The following is a 19,234-nucleotide window of genomic DNA, read 5'->3' as shown; positions in this document are numbered from 1 at the left end:
GGAACGGCCGGCGCCGTCGCTGTCAGGGATCCGGGCGCGGGCCGGTCACGGGTGGGGGAAAGTGGGGGGCCGGGCGGCCTCCGCCCTCGCGATTGTCACGGGATCAGCACGCCGGCGGGACGGCAACGCGACCCTTGGCCAGAACACTTGGGGCAGTTCACCCGGGAGTCCGGGAAGAGTCCGGGAATATGGCGGAAAGTCGCCCGGGAACCCGCAGCATCATAGTGTCGGTACACAGAATGAAGAAGGATTCGCAAAGCCCCCGCAATACCATCCCGCGTGGGCTGCCGCACCCTCATGGAGGCCCGGTGGGAATAACCCACGATGTCGGACAGGAGCTGGGAGGTCTGGTCGCGGCCGCGCACCGGATCGGCGAGGCGATCGAGTCGGTGATCGAGGGCAAGCGCGACGTCGTCCGCCTCACCCTCACCGTACTGCTGGCGGAGGGGCACCTGCTGATCGAGGACGTGCCCGGCGTGGGAAAGACGATGCTGGCCAAGGCCCTCGCCCGGTCGATCGACTGCCCGGTGCGCCGCGTCCAGTTCACCCCCGACCTGCTTCCCAGCGACATCACGGGCGTGAGCGCCTTCAACCAGCAGACCCGGGAGTTCGAGTTCAAGCCCGGACCCGTCTTCGCCAACATCGTCGTCGGCGACGAGATCAACCGCGCGTCCCCCAAAACGCAGTCGGCCCTCCTGGAGTGCATGGAGGAGCACCAGGTCACCGTCGACGGCACGACCTACCGCCTCGACACCCCGTTCATGGTCATCGCGACGCAGAACCCGATCGAGATGGAGGGCACCTATCCCCTCCCCGAGGCGCAGCGCGACCGCTTCACGGCGCGGATCGCCATGGGCTACCCCGAGCCCGCCGCCGAACTGGAGATGCTGGACGTCCACGGCGCGTCCTCCCCGCTCGACAAGCTGGAGCCCGTGGCCACGACCGCCGAGGTGCGGGCGCTGATCGACGCGGTGCGGGCCGTGTACGTCTCCCAGCCCATCAAGAAGTACGCCATCGACATGGTGGCCGCCACCCGCCAGTCCCCCGACCTGCGGCTCGGCGCCTCCCCGCGCGCCACGCTCCACCTGGTACGCGCGGCCCGGGCGCACGCCGCCCTGTCGGGCCGCGACTACGTCATCCCCGACGACCTGCAGGATCTCGCCGTCCCCGTGCTCGCCCACCGCCTCCTGCCGAGCCTGGAGGCCCAGGGCCAGCGCCGGCGTCCCGAGCAGGTCATGGCCGACCTCGTACGCCGCCTCCCCGTGCCCGAGAGCCGGGAAAGGGGGGTCGACGGCGCGGGGTCGCCGCGGTGATCGCCGGCCTCAGGGCGCTCACCTCGCGCGGCCGCTCGTTCCTCGCCTCCGGCGTGGCGGCGCTGCTGTGCGCCGTCGCGCTCGGGGAGCACGACCTGCTGCGGGTGAGCATCCTCATCATCGCCCTGCCCCTGCTCGCGGCGATGGTGGTGGCGCGCACCCGCTACCGGCTGAGCTGCGCGAGAAGGCTGTACCCGGCGAGGGTCGCTGTGGGCACCGACAGCACCGTGACGCTGCGGCTGGAGAACGTCACCCGGCTGCCCACCGGGTTGCTGCTGATCGAGGACACCGTCCCCTACGCGGTCGGCACCCGCCCCCGGTTCGTGCTGGACCGCGTGGAGTCGCACGGCATCCGGGAGATCGACTACAAGGTGCGCTCGGACCTGCGGGGCCGGTTCCCGATCGGGCCGCTGTCGGTGCGCATCACCGACCCGTTCGGCCTGGTCGAGCTCACCCGCGCGTTCGCGGCCACCGACACCCTGATGGTGGTGCCGGAGGTCGTGCCGCTCCCCCAGGTGCGCCTGTCGGGCGAGTGGACCGGCGGCGGCGACAGCCGTACGGCGAGCGTGGCCGCGGCCGGGGACGACGACGTCGGGCCGCGCGAGTACCGCCGGGGCGACGACCTGCGGCGGGTCCACTGGCGCTCCACGGCGCGCTACGGCGAGCTGATGGTGCGCCGTGAGGAGCAGCAGTGGCAGAGCAGGGGCGCCCTGCTGCTGGACACCCGCAGGCACGCCCACCGCGGTGAGGGCCCGAGGTCGTCGTTCGAGGTCGCGGTCTCGGCGGCGGCGTCGATCGGGGTGCACCTCGCCCGCGACGGACTCGGCCTTCGGCTGGTCACCGACCAGGGCGCCCAGCTCCTCGGCGACGCCGGCGCGGGCCAGGGCCTGCTGGACGCGCTCGCCGTCGTGCGCCAGAGCACCGCGCGCTCGCTGGAGTCGGGCGTCGCGGCGCTGCGCCAGGGCGGCGGCGACGGGCTCATCGTCGCCGTGCTCGGGGAGCTGGACGCCGAGGAGGCGCGCGCGCTGGCCCGGCTGCGGCACGGCGGCGTCACCGGCGTCGCCGTGATGCTGGACGTGCGCACCTGGCAGCAGACCCCGGCCCACCACACCGGCGAGGACGACGCGCAGAAACCGGCGCGGAACGTGCTCATCGGCTCGGGATGGCGGGTCGTGCGGCTGCCCGCGGGCACCTCCCTGGCCGCCGTCTGGCAGGAGGCCGCCCAGAACAGCCGGTTCGCCGGGGCGGACGGCAGGATCACGTCAGGAGACGCGGCATGAGACTCCCGATCATGGCGGGCCTGGCCACGGCCGCGGTGGCGCTCACCCTCTACCCGCTGTTCCGCGAGGGCGCGTGGTTCTGGACGGGGATGGGGGCGGTCCTCGTGGTCACCGTCGTCTCCGTCCTCACGACGCGCCCCGGGGTACCGCGCCGGCTCGGCCCGCCGTTCCAACTGCTCGCGCTGAGCCTGTACCTCGGCGTGGTGTTCGCCTCCGCGCAGGCCTGGGCGTGGGTGGTCCCGACCACCGACTCGCTCGTCACGCTGGCGGCACTGGCCGGCGAGGGCTTCGCCGACATCCAGCGGTACGCCGCACCGGTGCCGTCCAACCCTGGCATCACCCTGCTCACCGCGGGCGGAGTCGGCCTGATCGCCGTGCTGGTGGACCTGCTGGCCGTCCGCCTGCGCCGCGCCGCGCTGGCGGGGCTGCCGCTGCTGGCCCTGTTCACCGTGCCGGCGGCGGTGATGACCGACCCCCTCGGGTGGCCGGCGTTCATCCTGGGCGCCTTCGGGTACGTCGGGCTGCTGGCGGCCGACGGGCGCGAACGTCTCAGCACCTGGGGGCGCGCGGTCCTCGTGCGCCGGACGCGCGGCGTGGGCGCGGCGGGCGTCTCCGCGCCCGGCAGGAGCACGCCGATCTCGCTGTCGGGCAAGCGCATCGGCGTCGCGGCGATCGCCCTGGCCGTCGGGCTGCCCGCGCTGGTCCCCACCCTCGCCCCCAACCCCCTGTTCGGGTTCGGTGTGGGCTCGGGCAACGGCGGGGGCGGCAACACGATCACGATCCCCGACCCGATCGCGAGCCTGCGCGGCCAGCTCACGCGCAACGGCAACGACACCGTCCTGACCTACACCAACAGCGACAACGTCCCCCGCTACCTGCGCATGTACTCGCTGGACACCTTCGACGGCGACCGGTGGACGATGTCGCAGCCGAAGGGCCGCCCGCAGAACAGCGTGGCGGACGGCCCGCTGCCGCCGCCGCCCGGCCTGTCCTCCGATGTCCCGGTGAAGGAGGTCACCACGCGACTGCGGGTCAGCGACGCGGTGGAGAACCTCAGCTTCCTCCCGCTGCCCTACCCGGCGAACACGGTGCGGGTGGACGGCGACTGGCGCGCGGACGAGACCACGCTCATGGTCTTCTCCACGCACGACACCGCGGGCGGCCAGGCCTACGAGGTCGGGCAGCGCGAGCCCGCGCCGACCCCCGAACTGCTGGGCAGGGTGCCCCCCAATGCCGTGGCGGAGGTGGGAGAGCGCTACCTGGCGCTGCCCCCCGACCTGCCGCCGCAGGTCCGGTTCATGGGCCTGCGGCTCGTCTCGGACACCGACACCCCCTACGAGGCGGCGGTCAAGCTCCAGAACTGGTTCACCTCGTCGGGCCAGTTCACCTACAGCCTGCAGACGCAGGGCAACGGCAGCCAGGCGCTGCTGGACTTCCTGACCAACAAGACGGGCTACTGCGAGCAGTTCGCCGCCGCCATGGCGGTGATGGCGCGCACGCTCGGCATCCCCGCCCGGGTGGCGATCGGCTACACCGGCGGCACGTTCCTGGACGGGGCCTGGCGGGTCCGCACGCACGACCTGCACGCCTGGCCCGAGCTGTACTTCCACGGCGTGGGGTGGCTGCGCTTCGAACCCACGCCGTCGGGCGGCCTCGGCCAGGCCACGGCGCAGGTGCCGGACTACTCGCGCCCGCCCGTGGAGGCCCCCGGCACGCAGGGCCCGAGCGCGGGGCCGACGCCGGACCCCACCTCGACCGACGCGTCCGACCCTCTCAACCCCTCCAGGCGGGGCCTGCGCGACCCCGACGCGAACATCCTGGACACCCCGGCCGTCGTCGACACCGGGTTGCCCGTCGCGGCCAAGACAGGCAGCGGCCTGCTGATCCTGCTGCTCATCGTGCTGATCCCCGCCGGCTGGCGCCTCGTGGCGCGCCACCGGCGCGGCCGCCTCTGGGCCGGCGCGCCGCTGCCCGTCGGCGCGCCGCTGCCCGCCGGCGCGCCTCCCGTCGCGGACGCGCGCGCGGGCCAGTCGGAGACGGTCCGCCTCGGGCGGGCGGTGCGCGGCACGTGGCGCGAGCTGATCGACACGCTGCACGACCTCGGGCTCGGCCACGAGCTCAGCGAGACGCCGCGCGCGCTGGCGCGGCGGCTGGTCGAACGGCACGAGCTGGACGCCGAGGCCGCGGCGGCGGTCACCAGGATCGCCTCGGCCGAGGAACGGCTACGGTACGCGCGCACGCCGGGCGAGATCCCGTCCCTCAGGGGCGACCTGCGGGTCGTGCGCCGGGCGCTGCGGGCCGTGGTGCCCAGGGGGAGGCGGCTGCGGGCCACGCTGCTGCCGGCCTCGACGCTGCTGAGGCTGCGGCGGGCGGGCGGGAGCATGCTCGACGGGTTCGACCGGCTGGAGAACATCCGGCTGTGGCCGCGCCGCGACCGGCCCGAGGGCCCCGCGGAGCCGGCCGAAGAGCACCGCGTGCTCACCGGGTCGCGCCGCTGAGGCCGGCGTCCCGGGCGTGACGAGGCCCGGACCGTGATCTCTCGAGGTCACGGTCCGGGGCTTTTCACACGCGGCCGCAGGGTATGGCGGGCCGCGCGCGTGAGGTCCTGCCGAGAGGTCGTGCCGCCGGGGCCGTCCGTTGTCCCGGGACGTGCGTCAGGGGGCGTACCAGAGGCGGACGTGAGGGCGTGGTCCCCGATGGTGCCGGTGAGGCCGCCGTCTCGCCCGCCGCGTGGAGATCAGCGCTCGTCGCTCCTGCGGCGCCAGCGTTCCTCCATGCGCTCCATGAACCCGGGGCGGGCCGCGCGGCGCCGGTCGGGCTGGCCTGGGGCTCCCTGCTGCCGTGCGTCACCGCCGAACCCGTTCATGCGTTTCCAGCTCGAAAGACCCCAAAGACACGCGGCGAGCATCACCACGAAGCCGCCCACACCGAGGGGGATGATCGGTGCCACGACGCCGACCATCAACAGCACGACACCCAGGACGAAGCCGATGGAGGCTTTCACGAGGCGGCGTTTGTAGTGGTTGCGTGGATCACTGATCCGAACGGTGTTGGCCCACTTCGGGTCCTCGCTGTAGAGGGCCTGCTCGATCTGGTCGAGCAGGCGCTGCTCGTGCTCAGACAGCGGCACGGCGCCTCCCAAGGACGGCCCCTTGACGGGGAAGACGGCAACGGGCACCACAGGGTGTCCGGACCTCGCGGTCGGTTATCCCCAGAATACGAGGCTGTAGACGTAGGCGAAAGAAAACGTCCAACGTAGACCAAACCGGAGGTGACGTCATAGATCCATTCCATCGAACGGAGGGCGTACGAGAGAGGCGGGGCGGACGGCCTCCGGGCCGAACCTGCGGACCGCCTTGTCCATGGCCATTTCGGCCTCCCGCCAGCCTGTTTCGCGTTCTCCGAGGCCGAGCTGGCGTGTCGCCGCGGCCGCCGGGCGGAGATTCTCGACCCGGACGCCGACCAGACGGAGCCGCACGCGCTCCAGTCCGGCCGCCGCGTACAACTCGCAAGCAGTGGCATATATCTCTTTCGCCACATCTGTCGGCTCACGGAGCGTGCGCGATCGTGTGATCGTCGTGAAGTCGGCGCGGCGCAGCTTGACACTCACCGTGCGCCCGATGTGACCGCCCGCACGCAACCGCGCGGCGACCCGCTCCGACAGCCGCAGCAGCTCACGGCGGATCATCTCCGGATCGTCCACGTCGTGAGAGAAGGTCTCTTCGGCGCCGATGCTCTTGTCGGGGACGTGCGGGGTGACGCGGCGCTCGTCGCGGCCCCAGGCGAGGGCGGCGAGGTGCTCGCCCACGGCCCCGAACTCGCGCCGCAGCGTCGCCGTGGGCACGTGCGCGAGGTCACCGACCGTCCGGATGCCGAGCCGCACCAGAGCCTGCTCCGTACGCTCCCCCACGCCCCACAGGGCCGCGACGGGCAGCGGGTGGAGGAACTCCACCACACCGTCGGCGGGGACGACCAGGAGGCCGTCGGGCTTGCAGTGGCGGGAGGCGAGCTTGGCCACGAACTTGCTGCTCGCCACGCCGACCGAGCAGGTGATGCCGTGGCGCTCGGCGACCTGCGCGCGGATCATCGCGGCGATCTCGGCGGGCCGCCCCAGCCGGCGCAGCGCGCCGCTCACGTCCAGGAACGCCTCGTCCGAGGCGATCGGCTCGACCTCGGGCGTGATCGCGTGGAAGATCTCCATCACGCTCCGGGAGACCTCGGAGTACTTGCCGTGACTCGGCGGGATGATCACGGCCTGGGGGCAGAGACGGCGGGCGCGCGTCATGGGCATCGCCGAGTGGACGCCGAACCGCCGGGCCTCGTAGGTGGCGCTGAGCACGACCCCCCGGGCGCCCGCCGCGCCGACGATCACCGGGGTGCCCCTGAGCTCGGGACGCTCCAGCAGCTCGACGCTGGCGAAGAACGCGTCCATGTCGACGTGCAGGATCGGGCACCCGGTGTCGTCGGCCGGCGGCGCCGTCGCCGGGTCGCGGGCCGGCGTGTGCCCCCGCCCCGGCTCGGGCCGCAGAACCTGCTTGCGCGACACAGGTCGATTCTAACCGAACAGGCGTTCTACCAGCGAGCCCGGCACGCCGGGCGGCGGGTCACCGGTGGCCGAAGAGGTGGAGCTGAGTGGCGATGTCACGCAGGACGGGATGCGCCGCGGCGGCCTGCTCCAGCGCGACCAGCGCCCGCGCCGCCCCCGGCTCCCCGTCCAGCAGGCGGCCCGGCACCAGGTCGGCGAAGACGCGCACGCCCCTGGCCTCGCCCGGCGTGAACCCGGCCGCCGACAGCAGTCCGGCGAGCGCCTCGCCGCTGAACCGGCGCGGAGTCGGGTCGTGCTCGCCCCAGCGGCCCGAGGGGTCCGCCAGGGCCTGGCGGGCCTCGTCGAAGTGGCCGGTGAGCGAGCGGTGGATCGCCGTCGCCACCGGGTTGGCCGCCAGCACGCTGATCACGCCGCCCGGCCGCAGCAGGCCCGCGACGGCCGCCAGCGCGCCCGCGGGGTCCTCGACGTACTCCAGCACGCTGTGGCACAGCACCAGGTCGGCGCTTCCCGCCGGCAGCAGCTCGCGAAGGTCGGCGGCGTCGCCCTGGATGCCCGTGACGGTCACGCCCGCCTCGGCGGCCCGCCGCTCCAGGGCCGCCAGCGAGTCGGGGCTGGGATCGACCACCGTGACGGCGTGGCCGAGACCGGCCAGCGGGACGGCGAAGCCTCCGGTGCCGCCGCCGGCGTCGATGATGTCGAGCCGCTCGCGCCCGGCCGCGCCCGCCCGCTCGGCCAGGGCGGCCCGCAGCGCGTCCCAGACCACGGCGGTGCGCACCGCCGGAGTGGTGGCCGTCTGGCGTGTGGCGCCTTCGGTGCGCACGTTCAGCTCGCCTCCTCGCGAGGATGTCGGAGACGCCGGTCGGCTCCAGCCGCCGGGACGTCGGTCGGGCCCAGCCTACGCGGTCCGGGCGCCCGTGCCGGGCCGTCCCGCGTCCCCGCCGCCCTCCAGGGCGTGGCGCCCCCCGGCGCGGAGGGCCCGGGACGCCCTACAGGGCGAGGGAGGGCTTGAGCTGCTTGAACCGGGCCAGCAGGCCGTTGACGAACTGCGGCGACTCGTCGGTCGACAGCTCGGAGGCGAGGTGCACCCACTCGCTGATGACCACGGCCTCCGGTACGTCCGGCACCCACAGCAGCTCGTAGGTGCCGGCGCGCAGGAGGTTGCGGTCGACGGCGGGCATGCGGTCGAGGGTCCAGCCCTCGGAGTAGGTCGAGATCAGCTCGTCGATGCGGGGCCGGTGCCGGTCGACGCCCTCGACCAGGGCCGAGGTGTACTCGTTGACCGGCGGCTCGGCCCGCTCGACCCGTTCGGCGAGGACCTTGGCGGCGGGCTCGTCCCGCAGCTCGGCCTCGAACAGGATGTCCAGTGCGCGTCTGCGCGCCTTTCCCCGAGCGGACACCTCAGGCCCGGCCGAGGTACTCGCCGGTGCGCGTGTCGACCTTGACCTTCTCGCCCGTGGTGATGAACAGGGGGACCTTGATCTCGGCGCCGGTCTCCAGGGTGGCGGGCTTGGTGCCGCCGGTGGAGCGGTCGCCCTGCAGGCCCGGCTCGGTCTGGGCGATCGTCAGCTCGACGGCCGCGGGAAGGTCGATGTAGAGGACGTTGCCCTCGTTGATCGCCACGGTGGCGAGGGTGTTCTCCAGGAGGTAGTTGGCGGCGTCGCCGACCGTCGCCCGCGGCACGTTGAGCATGTCGTAGGTCTCGGTGTCCATGAAGACGAACTCGTCGCCGTCGAGGTAGGAGAACTGCATCTCGCGCTTGTCGACGTTGGCCACCTCGACCTTCACGCCGGCGTTGAAGGTCTTGTCGACGACCTTGCCCGAGAGCACGTTCTTCAGCTTGGTGCGGACGAAGGCGCCGCCCTTACCGGGCTTGACGTGCTGGAACTCCACCACGCTCCACAGCTCGCCACCATCGAGCTTGAGCACCAGTCCGGTCTTGAGGTCGTTGGTCGTCGCCACTCGTAATCTCCTGCGTCGTCATGGTCACGCTGAGCTCGGCCACGATCCTGCCCTTTACAGGACCAGCAGCTCCTTGGTCGTGCGGGTGAGGAGTTCCGGGCCGCCGGCACGCGTGACGAGGGTGTCCTCGATCCGGACGCCGCCCCTGCCCTGCAGATAGACCCCGGGCTCGACGGTGATCGGAACTCGATCCTCAAGTCTACCGGCACCAGCGGAACGCAGGAACGGGTCCTCGTGGATCTCCAGGCCGACTCCGTGCCCCAGGCCGTGGCCGAAGTGCTCGCCGTGCCCGGCGTCCTCGATGAGCGTGCGCGCGGCGGCGTCGACCTCGCCGGTGCCGGCCCCGGGGGCGAGCGCGTGCCGCCCGGCCCGCTGGGCGGCCAGGACCAGATCGTACAGCTCGCGCTGCCAGCCGCTCGGGGCGCCGACGGCGACGGTGCGGGTCATGTCGGCGTGGTAGCCGTCGTACAGCGCGCCGAAGTCCATCGTGACCAGGTCGCCGCGCTCGATGGGACGCTCGCCCGGCGAGTGGTGCGGGACCGCTCCGTTCGGCCCGCTCGCCACGATGGTGTCGAAGGCGGGCCCGTCCGCGCCGAGCTCGGCCATGCGCGTGTCCAGGGCGCGGGCGACCTGCCGTTCGGTCATGCCGGGCGCGATCGTGGCCGCGACGTCGGCGAACGCCCGGTCGGTCAGCTCGCAGGCCGTGCGCAGCGACGCGATCTCCGACTCGTCCTTGACCACCCGCAGCAGCTCGACGAGCCGTCCGAGCAGGGGCAGGCCGCCGCCGAGGCGCTGGTACTCGGCGACGGACATGTCGTGCGCCTCGATGCCGGGCCGGTCGGCGAGCTCCACCAGCGCGGCGGTCACGTCCCGACTCTCGAGGACCTCGACGCCGTCGCACACGCGGCGCGCCGTCTCGGTTTGACGCGCTCTCCGGCATGAATGCCGGAGATTCAGCCTATGCCGCACGTGCGGCACTTCTGCGGCTTCCTGCTTCACCGACCTGCGCCACCGAAGCGGTCTTACCGGGTCTCCACAGGCTTTCGAACCCGAAGGCTCCGTTCCCACCCGTCCGGCGGTACCTGACACGAGCAGGCTAACAGACGCCGATCCGCCTTGACGACGGATCGGCTGACGCCCCGAGGCCGTCGTCCCCGGGGCGTCAGCCGTTCGCCAGTTCCTTGACCTTCTCGACCAGCTTCAGGCGCTCGGCGTGGCTCGGGGCGATCGGGGCGACGTTGAGCGTGGTGACACCCGACTCCTTCAGCGCCGCGATGCGGTCCCGGACGAACCCCTCCGGGCCCACCAGGGACATCTTCTCCAGGAGCTCCCGCGGGACGTGCGCGGCGGCCTCGTCCTTCTTGCCCTCCAGGTACAGGTCCTGGATGAGCTCGGCCTCCTTCTCGTACCCGTAGCGCCGGGCCAGGTCGTTGTAGAAGTTCTTGCCCTTGGCGCCCATGCCGCCGATGTACAGCGCGGCCATCGAACGGCCGAGATCCAGCAGGTCCCCGGTGTCGTCGCCGATGGCGAGGAAGGCCTGGGCGATGATGTCCAGCTCGCCGAGCTCGGCGTCCCGCTTGGCCCTGCCCGCCGCCAGCGAGGGGCCCCAGACGTCGGCGGCCTTCTCGGGCACGTAGAAGATCGGCTCCCAGCCTTCGGCCAGCTCGGCGGTCATCTCGACGTTCTTCGGGCCGATGGCGGCGATCACGATGGGGATGCGCGGGCGGACGGGGTGGTTGATCAACTTGAGCGGCTTGCCGAGGCCGGTGCCGCTGCCGGGGGGAAGCGGCAGGGTGTAGTGCGCGCCCTCGTAGGTCAGCCGCTCGCGCCGCCACACCTTGCGGCAGATCTCGATCACCTCGCGGGTGCGGCCGAGCGGCGCGGTGTACGGCACGCCATGGAAGCCCTCGATGACCTGCGGGCCCGAGGCGCCGAGGCCGAGCACGAAACGGCCGTCGGAGACGTAGTCCATGCCGGCGGCGGTCATGGCGAGCAGGGAAGGGGTGCGGGAGTAGATCGGCAGGATGCCCGAGGCGATCTGCAGCCGCTCGGTGCGGGCGGCGATGTAGCCCATCTGACTCACGGCGTCGAAGGTGTACGCCTCGGCGACGAAGATGATGTCCAGCCCGGCGCTCTCGTAGTCGCCCAGCTCGGCCACGGTCTCCTTGAAGCCTCCGGCGTAGTTGAGTGCCATGCCGACGCGCATGCTCGCCCCTTTCACAAGAAAACCGAATGATGTTCTGGTCAGGACAGCGTATCGAGTCGCCCCGTCCCTTCCAACCCGCCCCGTGGCGGCGCCAGGGCCAGGAGCCTGCGGAGGTCCTCGGGGGTGTCGATGTCGGCGGGGTCGCCCGCGTCGTCGCAGGGGACGAGCGTGATCAGGTCCAGGTGGGCGCGCAGGAAGGGGCGGGCGCCGGCGTCCCCGGTGGCCAGCCGCCGTACCTCGGCGAAGTGCTCCGCGCCGATCATCACGGGGTTGCGCCGCGCGCCGCCGTAGGTGGCCACCGCCACCGCCGCACCCGCCGCCCGCGCCTCGGCCAGCCGGCGCACGGCCTCGGCGCGGACGAGCGGCTGGTCGGCCAGCGCCACCACGACGGCCCCGGCCGACGGGGGCACCGCGTCCAGTCCCGCGCGCAGCGACGACCCCATGCCGGTCGCCCAGTCCGGGTTGCGGACGACGATCACACCCTGGTCATCGAGGCCGCCGATCCGGCCGGCCGCCGCGCCGAGGACCACGATCACCGGACGGCAGCCGCCGTCGCGCAGCAGGCGCGCCCCGCGGTCGGCCAGCCGCTCCCCCTGGAACTCCAGCAGCGCCTTGGGCGTGCCCAGCCGGGTGCCCGCCCCGGCCGCGAGCAGCAGCCCGGCGCACGGCGCGCCCGCGCTCACCCGGCGTCCCGCCCGGCGGGAGCCTCGCCGTGGATACGGCCGGTCGTGTCGGTGAGCGCGCGGCCCGAGCCGCCCCAGCGGAGCCGGATCAGCTCGGCGGCGATCGAGACGGCGGTCTCCTCGGGGGTGCGCGCGCCGAGGTCGAGGCCGATCGGGGAGCGCAGCCGGGCCCGTTCGTCCTCGGTCAGGCCCGCCTCGCGCAGGCGCGCCATGCGGTCGTCGTGGGTGCGCCGCGACCCCATCGCGCCGACGTACCCGGCGCGGGTGCGCAGGGCGACCTCCAGCAGCGGCACGTCGAACTTGGGGTCGTGGGTGAGCACGCAGATGACCGTGCGCTCGTCCACGTACGTGGCCGACAGGTAGTCGTGCGGCCACTTGACGATCACCTCGTCGGCCTCGGGGAAGCGCTTGGCCGTCGCGAACACCGGCCGGGCGTCGCACACGACGACGTGGTAGCCGAGGAACTTGCCGATCCTGGCGACGGCGGCGGCGAAGTCGATGGCCCCGAAGACCAGCATGCGCGGCGGCGGGGCGAAGGAGTGGACGAACACCGCGAGGTCGTCCAGCCGCCGCTCGCCCTGCGGCCCGTACCTGCGCACGCCGGTCAGGCCCTGGGCGAGCATGCCGCGCGCGTCGTCGTCCACGGCGGCGTCGAGCCTGGCCGGGCCGAGCGACCCGGACGCGCGGCCCGGCCACACCACCCTGCGCGCCCCGGCGCGCCCGGGCCCGGACACGATCGTCGCCACCGCGACCGCCTCCCGGCGGCGGACGGACGCGGCGATCTCGCCGAGCTCGGGGAAGTCCTTCGCCGACACCGGCTCGACGAGGACGTCGATGATCCCGCCGCAGGTCAGGCCGACGGAGAAGGCGTCGTCGTCGCTCACGCCGTAGCGGCGCAGCACGGGCCTGCCGTCGGCCACGACCTCCTGGGCGAGTTCGTACACCGCGCCCTCGACGCAGCCGCCGGACACGCTGCCGACCGCCTCCTCGCCGAGGACGGCCATGGACGCGCCGGGCGGCCTCGGCGCGCTGCGGAAGGTCTCCACCACGGTGGCCAGGCCGAACCGCTCGCCGGCCTCCCACCACCGCACGATCTGCGTCAGCACGTCACGCATGGGACAGCCTTTCCGCGAGCTCCTCGAAGGCGGCCAGGCTGTGCCCGGCGACGAACGCCCCGATGTGCGGCAGGGCGGCGCGCATGCCGCCGGTCAGCGGCTGGTAGCCCTCTTGGCCCTTGTGCGGGTTCACCCACACCACGCGGTGGGCGAGCCGCGACAGCCTGGCCATCTGCAGCCCGAGCAGGGACGGGTCGCCGCGCTCCCAGCCGTCGGAGGCGATCACGACGATGGCCCCCCTGGCGCCCGAGCCCCGGTCCAGGAACCGCTTCAGCTCGTCGCCGAGCCGGGTGCCGCCGCTCCAGTCGGGGATGGCGGCCGACACCTCGCGCATGGCCGTGGCCGGGTCGCGGTGGCGCAGCTCGGCGGTGACGCGCGTGAGGCGGGTGCCGACGCTGAAGACCTCGGTGGCGCGCGGCTCGCGGCGCACCAGGGCGTGGGCGAGGCGCAGCAGCGTGTCGGCGTACGGGGCCATGGACCCGCTGACGTCGACCAGCAGCACCACGCGGCGTGGCCGCACCCGGCGGGACCTGCGGCTGAGGCGGGCGACCTCGCCGCCCCTGCGCAGGGTCTCACGCATGGTGCGCCGGGGGTCGAGCCTGCCCCGGTGGGACGGCGTGAGGCGGCGCGTGCGGCGCGGCTCCCGGGGCGCGCGCAACAGCGCGAGCATGCGGTGGATCTCGGCGAGCTCGGCGGCGGTCATGCGGGCGACGTCGCGGTGGCGGAGCACCTCGACCGCGCTGGCGGTGGCGGCCGGCGCCTCGTCCCCGCCGGCGTCGCCGTCGCCGTTCGCGTCCGAGGCGAGGGTGTGGCGCACGACGGTGATCGTGGGCGGGGCGGGACGGCCGGGGCGGGCGCGCTCGCCGCCGAAGTAGGCGGCGAAGCAGCGGTCGTAGCGGGGCAGGTCGTCGGGGCCCGCGCACATGGTGAGACGGCCGGCCCAGTAGACGGCCCGGCGGTCGGTGACGTCCAGGTGCGCGGCGGCGCGGAGCATGTTCTGGGTGCGCTCGTGGTCGGCAGGGACCCCGGCGGCGCGCAACGTGCGCGCGAAGCCGGTCAGCGTGGCCACCAGCCCGTCGCGGCCGTCCCCGTCGCCCGAGGCGGTGAGGGCGTCGCGGCGCGGCGGTTCAGCCACGGCGCAGCAGCCCGTTCGCCAGCACGGCCTGCTGGTCCTCGCGGTACTTCAGCAGTGCGCCGAGGGTGGAGGCGGCGAGGCCGGGGTCCAGGTCACGGGCGCCGAGCGTGAGCAGGGCCTCGGCCCAGTCGAGGGTCTCGGCGATGCCGGGCGGCTTGACCAGTCCCGCCGCGCGCAGGCGCCCGGCGGCGGCCGCCACCTGGGAGGCGAGCGCCTCGGTGCAGGCGGGCAGCCGCCGCCGCAGGATGGCGACCTCCCGCTCGAAGGAGGGGTGCTCCAGCCAGTGGTAGAGGCAGCGCCGCTTGAGGGCGTCGTGGACGTCGCGGGTGCGGTTGGAGGTGACGACGACCACGGGCGGCGTTACGGCGCGCACGGTGCCGAGCTCGGGGATGGAGATGGTGAAGTCGGACAGCACCTCCAGCAGGAACGCCTCGAACTCGTCGTCGGCCCTGTCGATCTCGTCCACGAGCAGCACGCTGGGCTGGGTCTCCAGCGCCCTGAGCAGGGGCCGGGCGAGCAGGAACCGGCGGTCGTACAGCTCGCCCTCCAGGCGGCCGGCCTCGGCGGCGCCGGTGGCCCCCGTGGCCTCGGCGGCCTTGAGGTGGAGCAGTTGCCGGGCGAAGTCCCAGTCGTACAGGGCCTGCGCGGCGTCCAGGCCCTCGTAGCACTGCAGGCGGATCAGCGGGGCGCCGAGGACGGCCGCGAGGGTCTTGGCCAGCTCGGTCTTGCCGACCCCGGCCTCGCCTTCGAGGAACAGCGGCCTGCCCATCTTCAGCGCGAGGAAGCACGCCGTGGCGAGCCCCTCGCCGGCCAGGTAGGCGTGCGCGTCGAGAAGCTCGGCGAGCGCGCCCGGAGTGGGGATGTCGGCCGCTCGTAGTGCCCTGTTCACCACCTCATCAGATTACGCGTCACCTGGCGCCCCGGCGCTCTCGCGCATATCCTATTTACTTGGTAGGAAATTGGTTCAATGACATCGCGAAGAAGGACGCCCGATGAGCCTGAGGTTCCACTGGTTCCTGCCCACCTCCGGGGACAGCCGGTCGATCTTCGGCGGCGGCCACGGCCTCCAGCGCGGCCACGGCAAGGCCGCCGCGACCGCCTTCCGCCCGCCGTCGATCGACTACCTCGGGCAGATCGCCCGGTCGGCCGAACAGCTCGGCTTCGAGGCCGTGCTGACCCCGACCGGCACCTGGTGCGAGGACGCCTGGCTGGTCACCGCCGCGCTCACCCAGCAGACCAGGACCCTGAAGTTCCTCGTCGCGTTCCGTCCCGGCTTCGTCTCCCCCACGCTCGCCGCGCAGATGGCCGCGACCTACCAGCGCATCTCCGGCGGCCGGCTGCTGCTCAACGTCGTCACCGGCGGGGAGACGGCCGAGCAGCGCCGGTTCGGCGACCACCTGTCCAAGGACGAGCGGTACGCCCGCACCGACGAGTTCCTGTCCGTCGTGCGCGGCGCGTGGAGCGGCACGCCGTACGACCTCACCGGCGTCCACTACCAGGTGGAGGGCGCGACCGTGGCCGAGGTGCCCTCACCCGTCCCCGAGCTGTACTTCGGGGGGTCGTCCGCGGCGGCGGGACGGGTCGCGGCCAAGCACGTCCAGACCTACCTCACCTGGGGAGAGCCGCCCGCGCAGGTCGCCGAGAAGATCGCCTGGGTGCGGGGACTGGCCGCCGAGGAGGGGCGGACGCTGCGGTTCGGCATCCGGCTGCACGTCATCACCCGGGACACCTCCGAGGAGGCGTGGGCCGAGGCGGGCCGCCTGCTCGCGGCGCTGGACCCCGAGGACGTCCGCACCGCGCAGCAGACGCTGGCGCGCAGCGACTCCGTGGGCCAGAAGCGCATGCTGGCCCTGCACGAGGGCTTCCGGCGCGACGGCGGCGGCGTCCACGACCTGGAGATCCACCCCGGGCTGTGGGCGGGCATCGGGCTGGTGCGCGGCGGCGCGGGCACGGCGCTGGTCGGCAGCCACTCCGAGGTGGCCGACCTCATCGAGGAGTACGCCACCCACGGCCTGACCGAGTTCGTCCTGTCCGGCTACCCCCACCTGGAGGAGGCCTACTGGTTCGGCGAGAGCGTCCTGCCCGAGCTGCGCCGCCGCGGGGTTCTGGGCCGCGGGGTTCTGGACGGAGGGGCCCCGGCGGTCCGCCTCTCCGCCTGAAGCGGTCCCTTCACACGCGTCGCCCGCCGCCCCCGGGGATCGTTCCCCGGGGGCGGTGGCGTGTCGCCGGCCGTCCGGGGGCGCGTCGAGGGGGGCCCAATCTTCTCCGTTGCCGGTACCGGACACGCGTTCCCGCCCGCGGAGCCGACGGAATGTGCCTGAATCACTTCGGTGAGTCATCCACGGGCCCTCGGGCACCGAATGGGACCTGAACGCGAATCTCACGTTCTGTAAGCACGATCTTGACTCGGGTCACCGGCGAAGGGAAGCTGTCATCGTGACTCTCACCTGTGAAGCCTCATGGCGATCGTGAAGCGCCTGACGCTCGCCGAGGTGCGGCTGCGCCACGGCAGAACGTGGGAGATCCTGGACTTTTACGGCGGATGGGTCGCCTACCGGCGAAACCTTTGGTCGACCACCGCCACCCGGTTCGGCGTGTCCAACGTGCTGGGCGCCGACGACCTGGACGAGCTGGCCCGCCAGCTCGACGAGCAGGCCACCGCCGAGTCCCGCCGCAAAAGCCGCTACCCCCCACTCCCCCTCGACGACGCATAGCTTGTTCGCGCCCCGAACACGCCGAGCGGGAGGCGCGGCCATACACACGGCTAGCTCCGGTCGGGGGCCTCGCCGTATTTGTGGATCAGTGCGCGCAGTTCCGCCACCGCTTTGTGCGAGCGGTCCTTCTCGGTGCCCTGGATGCCCATGGCGCCCACGCTGGAGCCGTCGGCCAGGTCCAGCTTGGGCCAGGGCTCGCCGTCCGGCAGCGTCACGCCGAGCACCTCGGGCCACTCGTAGCGGTGGACGCGAATGGCGTTCACGACCGTGACGCCACGCTCGTCGGCCTCGACCCGCAGGCGCCCGAGCAGGTGCAGGATGAACGCGACCAGGCACGCGAACAGCACCAGGCCGATCTTGTCGGGCAGCTTGAACGGCGGTGGCAGCACCACCGCGAGCACGACCGAGCCTGCCACCATGACCGTGGCGGCGGCGTACGCCATGACGCGGGCGCGGCGAGGCCGCCAGATCACCGGCAGCGACGGCGGCGGCAGGTCGGGCTCAGGCACGGCGGGCACGGCGGGTGGATCGGCAGGGCAAGGTCTCATCCTTTCAGGTCGCGCAGGACCAGCGCGGTCTCGAGCGCCGCGACCGTGGCCTCGTACCCCTTGTCCTCGTGACTGCCGGGCAGACCGGCCCGGTCGATGGCTTGATCAAGGTTGTCACATGTCAGGACCCCGTTGCCCACCGGAGTCGACTCGTCCAGCGACACCCTGGTCAGTCCGGATGTGACCGAATCGCACACGTACTGGAAGTGCGCCGTCTCGCCCCGGACGACCACGCCGAGCGCCACCACGGCGTCGTGCCGCCGGGCCATGGCCTGGGCCACGACCGGCACCTCCAGGGAGCCCGCCACCCGGACGGTGACCCGGGACGCCCCGCAGTCGTCCGCCGCCCGCTCGGCACGGGCCACGAGCTGGTCGGTGATCCGCTCGTGCCAGCGGGCGGCGACGATGCCGACCGTGAGGCCCTCGGCGCGCACGGCCTCGGCCGCGGGCCTTCCTTCGCCGCTCATCGGACTCCTTCGATGTGGTGGCCGAGCCTGTCGCGTTTGGCCGTGAGGTATTTGATGTTGTACTCGTTGGCGGACACCGGCATGGGCTCGCGCCCGACGACCTTGATGCCGTATCCGTCCAGGCCACGCACCTTGGCCGGGTTGTTCGTCAGCACCCGCGCCGACTTGACCCCGAGGTCGGCGAGCATCTGGCCCGCGTTGGAGAACTCCCGCGCGTCCACCGGGAGCCCCAGCTCCAGGTTGGCGTCCACGGTATCGCTGCCGTTGTCCTGCAGGCTGTACGCCTTGAGCTTGGCCAGCAGGCCGATGCCGCGTCCCTCGTGCCCGCGCAGGTAGACGATCACGCCCCTGCCCTCGGCGGCGACCGCGCGCATGGCGTGGTCGAGCTGCACGCCGCAGTCGCAGCGCAGCGAGCCGAGCACGTCCCCGGTCAGGCACTCGGAGTGCGCGCGGACCAGCACGTTCTCGCCGTCGCCGAGGTCGCCGTAGACCAGGGCGATGTGCTCGCCGCCGTCGATGCCGCTGGCGTAGCCGTACGCACGCCAGATGCCGTACTTGTTAGGGATGTCGGTGGCGGCCACCCGGGAGACGACCTTCTCGGTGCGCCGCCGGTGCTCCACGAGCTGCTCGATGGAGACCAGCGCCAAGCCGTGCTCGTCGGCGAACCGGCGCAGCTCGGGCAGGCGTGACATCGTGCCGTCGTCGTTGACGACCTCGGCGAGCACGCCCGCCGGGGTGAGCCCGGCCAGCCGGGCCAGGTCGATCGACGCCTCGGTGTGGCCCCGGCGGGCGAGCACCCCGCCCGCGTGGTAGCGCAGGGGGAAGATGTGGCCGGGCCGCACCAGCTCGAACGACTCGGTGGCCGAGTCGGCGAGCGTGCGGATGGTCTTGGCCCGGTCGGCGGCCGAGATGCCGGTGGTCACGCCGTCGCGGGCGTCCACGCTGATCGTGTACGCCGTGCGCAGGCGCTCGCGGTTGTTCTGGACCATCAGGGGCAGGCCCAGGCGGTCCAGGTCCTCGCCCAGCATGGGGACGCAGATCACGCCGCTGGTGTAGCGGATGGTGAAGGCCAGCAGCTCCGGGGTCGCCTTGGAGGCGGCGAAGATGATGTCGCCCTCGTTCTCGCGGTTCTCGTCGTCCACCACGATGACCGGTCTGCCGTCGCGGATGTCGTCGATCGCGCGCTCGATCGGGTCGAGCTTGATGTCGTCCATGCCGTGGTTCTCGCTGCCGTTCGTGCCGTGGTTCATGGTGTTGTGGGTAATGAT

19 protein-coding genes are annotated in these 19,234 nt (G+C 73.1%); 5 read left to right on the top strand and 14 right to left on the bottom strand.

Features of this window, described 5'->3' with window-relative positions; translation table 11 throughout:
• Positions 1-308: 308 nt before the first annotated feature.
• Genes AB0M95_RS18150 through AB0M95_RS18140 form a run of 3 tightly spaced genes read left to right on the top strand, consistent with a single transcriptional unit; the run spans position 309 to position 5,091 of the window.
• A complete protein-coding gene (locus AB0M95_RS18150; protein WP_363765544.1) occupies positions 309-1,313 on the top strand; it encodes a MoxR family ATPase in 1,005 nt (334 codons plus the stop codon).
• On the top strand, positions 1,310-2,593 hold the full coding sequence (locus tag AB0M95_RS18145) for a DUF58 domain-containing protein (RefSeq protein WP_363765541.1): 1,284 nt from the start codon (positions 1,310-1,312) through the stop codon (positions 2,591-2,593). Before AB0M95_RS18150 ends, AB0M95_RS18145 begins: the two co-directional genes overlap by 4 nt.
• Positions 2,590-5,091 (top strand): DUF3488 and transglutaminase-like domain-containing protein, encoded by a 2,502-nt coding sequence (locus AB0M95_RS18140; protein ID WP_363765538.1) that lies wholly within the window; start codon positions 2,590-2,592, stop codon positions 5,089-5,091. Before AB0M95_RS18145 ends, AB0M95_RS18140 begins: the two co-directional genes overlap by 4 nt.
• A 239-nt stretch (positions 5,092-5,330) precedes the next feature.
• On the opposite strand, the gene AB0M95_RS18135 is transcribed toward AB0M95_RS18140, so the two are convergent.
• The 11 genes from AB0M95_RS18135 to AB0M95_RS18085 all read right to left on the bottom strand — a co-directional run bounded on the left by AB0M95_RS18135 (position 5,331) and on the right by AB0M95_RS18085 (position 15,129).
• Entirely contained in the window at positions 5,331-5,723 is a 393-nt protein-coding gene (locus AB0M95_RS18135; RefSeq protein WP_363765535.1) for a DUF3040 domain-containing protein, read from the bottom strand.
• 147 nt (positions 5,724-5,870) lie between these two features.
• Positions 5,871-7,121, bottom strand: a complete 1,251-nt coding sequence (locus AB0M95_RS18130; RefSeq protein WP_363765734.1) for a DNA polymerase IV — start codon at positions 7,119-7,121, stop codon at positions 5,871-5,873.
• 76 nt (positions 7,122-7,197) lie between these two features.
• The gene (locus AB0M95_RS18125) at positions 7,198-7,959 is read right to left on the bottom strand and encodes a methyltransferase domain-containing protein (RefSeq protein ID WP_358513662.1); all 762 of its coding nucleotides are present in this window, start codon (positions 7,957-7,959) and stop codon (positions 7,198-7,200) included.
• A 166-nt stretch (positions 7,960-8,125) separates the two neighbouring features.
• Positions 8,126-8,536 carry a transcription antitermination factor NusB gene (gene nusB / locus AB0M95_RS18120; protein WP_114026615.1) on the bottom strand — a complete coding sequence of 137 codons (411 nt, stop codon included), beginning with the start codon at positions 8,534-8,536 and terminating at the stop codon, positions 8,126-8,128.
• Between the two features lies 1 nt (position 8,537).
• Positions 8,538-9,098, bottom strand: a complete 561-nt coding sequence (efp, locus tag AB0M95_RS18115; RefSeq protein ID WP_358513660.1) for an elongation factor P — start codon at positions 9,096-9,098, stop codon at positions 8,538-8,540.
• Positions 9,099-9,152: 54 nt separating this feature from the next.
• Positions 9,153-9,965 (bottom strand): M24 family metallopeptidase, encoded by an 813-nt coding sequence (locus AB0M95_RS18110; protein WP_363765530.1) that lies wholly within the window; start codon positions 9,963-9,965, stop codon positions 9,153-9,155.
• 295 nt (positions 9,966-10,260) lie between these two features.
• Positions 10,261-11,304 carry an LLM class F420-dependent oxidoreductase gene (locus AB0M95_RS18105; protein WP_363765527.1) on the bottom strand — a complete coding sequence of 348 codons (1,044 nt, stop codon included), beginning with the start codon at positions 11,302-11,304 and terminating at the stop codon, positions 10,261-10,263.
• A gap of 38 nt (positions 11,305-11,342) precedes the next feature.
• Positions 11,343-11,987: a nucleotidyltransferase family protein gene (locus AB0M95_RS18100; RefSeq protein WP_363765524.1), complete on the bottom strand. Its 645-nt coding sequence runs from the start codon at positions 11,985-11,987 to the stop codon at positions 11,343-11,345.
• A complete protein-coding gene (locus AB0M95_RS18095) occupies positions 11,984-13,102 on the bottom strand; it encodes an XdhC family protein (protein ID WP_358513652.1) in 1,119 nt (372 codons plus the stop codon). Before AB0M95_RS18095 ends, AB0M95_RS18100 begins: the two co-directional genes overlap by 4 nt.
• Positions 13,095-14,237, bottom strand: coding sequence for a VWA domain-containing protein (locus AB0M95_RS18090; protein ID WP_363765521.1), 1,143 nt, complete (start codon positions 14,235-14,237; stop codon positions 13,095-13,097). The genes AB0M95_RS18095 and AB0M95_RS18090 overlap by 8 nt, the downstream gene beginning before the upstream one ends.
• A complete protein-coding gene (locus AB0M95_RS18085) occupies positions 14,230-15,129 on the bottom strand; it encodes a MoxR family ATPase (protein WP_363765518.1) in 900 nt (299 codons plus the stop codon). The genes AB0M95_RS18090 and AB0M95_RS18085 overlap by 8 nt, the downstream gene beginning before the upstream one ends.
• Before the next feature lie 100 nt (positions 15,130-15,229).
• Between AB0M95_RS18085 and AB0M95_RS18080 the strand changes: the two genes are divergently transcribed.
• Together AB0M95_RS18080 and AB0M95_RS18075 are read left to right on the top strand one after the other, a co-directional pair.
• Positions 15,230-16,396: an LLM class flavin-dependent oxidoreductase gene (locus AB0M95_RS18080; protein ID WP_363765515.1), complete on the top strand. Its 1,167-nt coding sequence runs from the start codon at positions 15,230-15,232 to the stop codon at positions 16,394-16,396.
• Positions 16,397-16,696: 300 nt separating this feature from the next.
• Entirely contained in the window at positions 16,697-16,951 is a 255-nt protein-coding gene (locus AB0M95_RS18075; protein ID WP_363765512.1) for a hypothetical protein, read from the top strand.
• A 50-nt stretch (positions 16,952-17,001) separates the two neighbouring features.
• Here the strand turns inward: AB0M95_RS18075 and AB0M95_RS18070 are convergent, their stop codons facing one another.
• Genes AB0M95_RS18070 through AB0M95_RS18060 form a run of 3 tightly spaced genes read right to left on the bottom strand, consistent with a single transcriptional unit; the run spans position 17,002 to position 19,180 of the window.
• The gene (locus AB0M95_RS18070; protein WP_363765509.1) at positions 17,002-17,460 is read right to left on the bottom strand and encodes a PH domain-containing protein; all 459 of its coding nucleotides are present in this window, start codon (positions 17,458-17,460) and stop codon (positions 17,002-17,004) included.
• A gap of 35 nt (positions 17,461-17,495) precedes the next feature.
• Positions 17,496-17,966 (bottom strand): 6,7-dimethyl-8-ribityllumazine synthase, encoded by a 471-nt coding sequence (gene ribH, locus AB0M95_RS18065; protein WP_358513640.1) that lies wholly within the window; start codon positions 17,964-17,966, stop codon positions 17,496-17,498.
• Positions 17,963-19,180: a bifunctional 3,4-dihydroxy-2-butanone-4-phosphate synthase/GTP cyclohydrolase II gene (locus AB0M95_RS18060; RefSeq protein WP_363765731.1), complete on the bottom strand. Its 1,218-nt coding sequence runs from the start codon at positions 19,178-19,180 to the stop codon at positions 17,963-17,965. Before AB0M95_RS18060 ends, ribH begins: the two co-directional genes overlap by 4 nt.
• Positions 19,181-19,234: the final 54 nt, after the last annotated feature.

Origin of the sequence: Sphaerisporangium sp. NPDC051017, assembly GCF_040683095.1 — a bacterium.
Classification (GTDB): domain Bacteria; phylum Actinomycetota; class Actinomycetes; order Streptosporangiales; family Streptosporangiaceae; genus Sphaerisporangium.
This window is presented reverse-complemented; position numbering and strand designations above follow the sequence as displayed.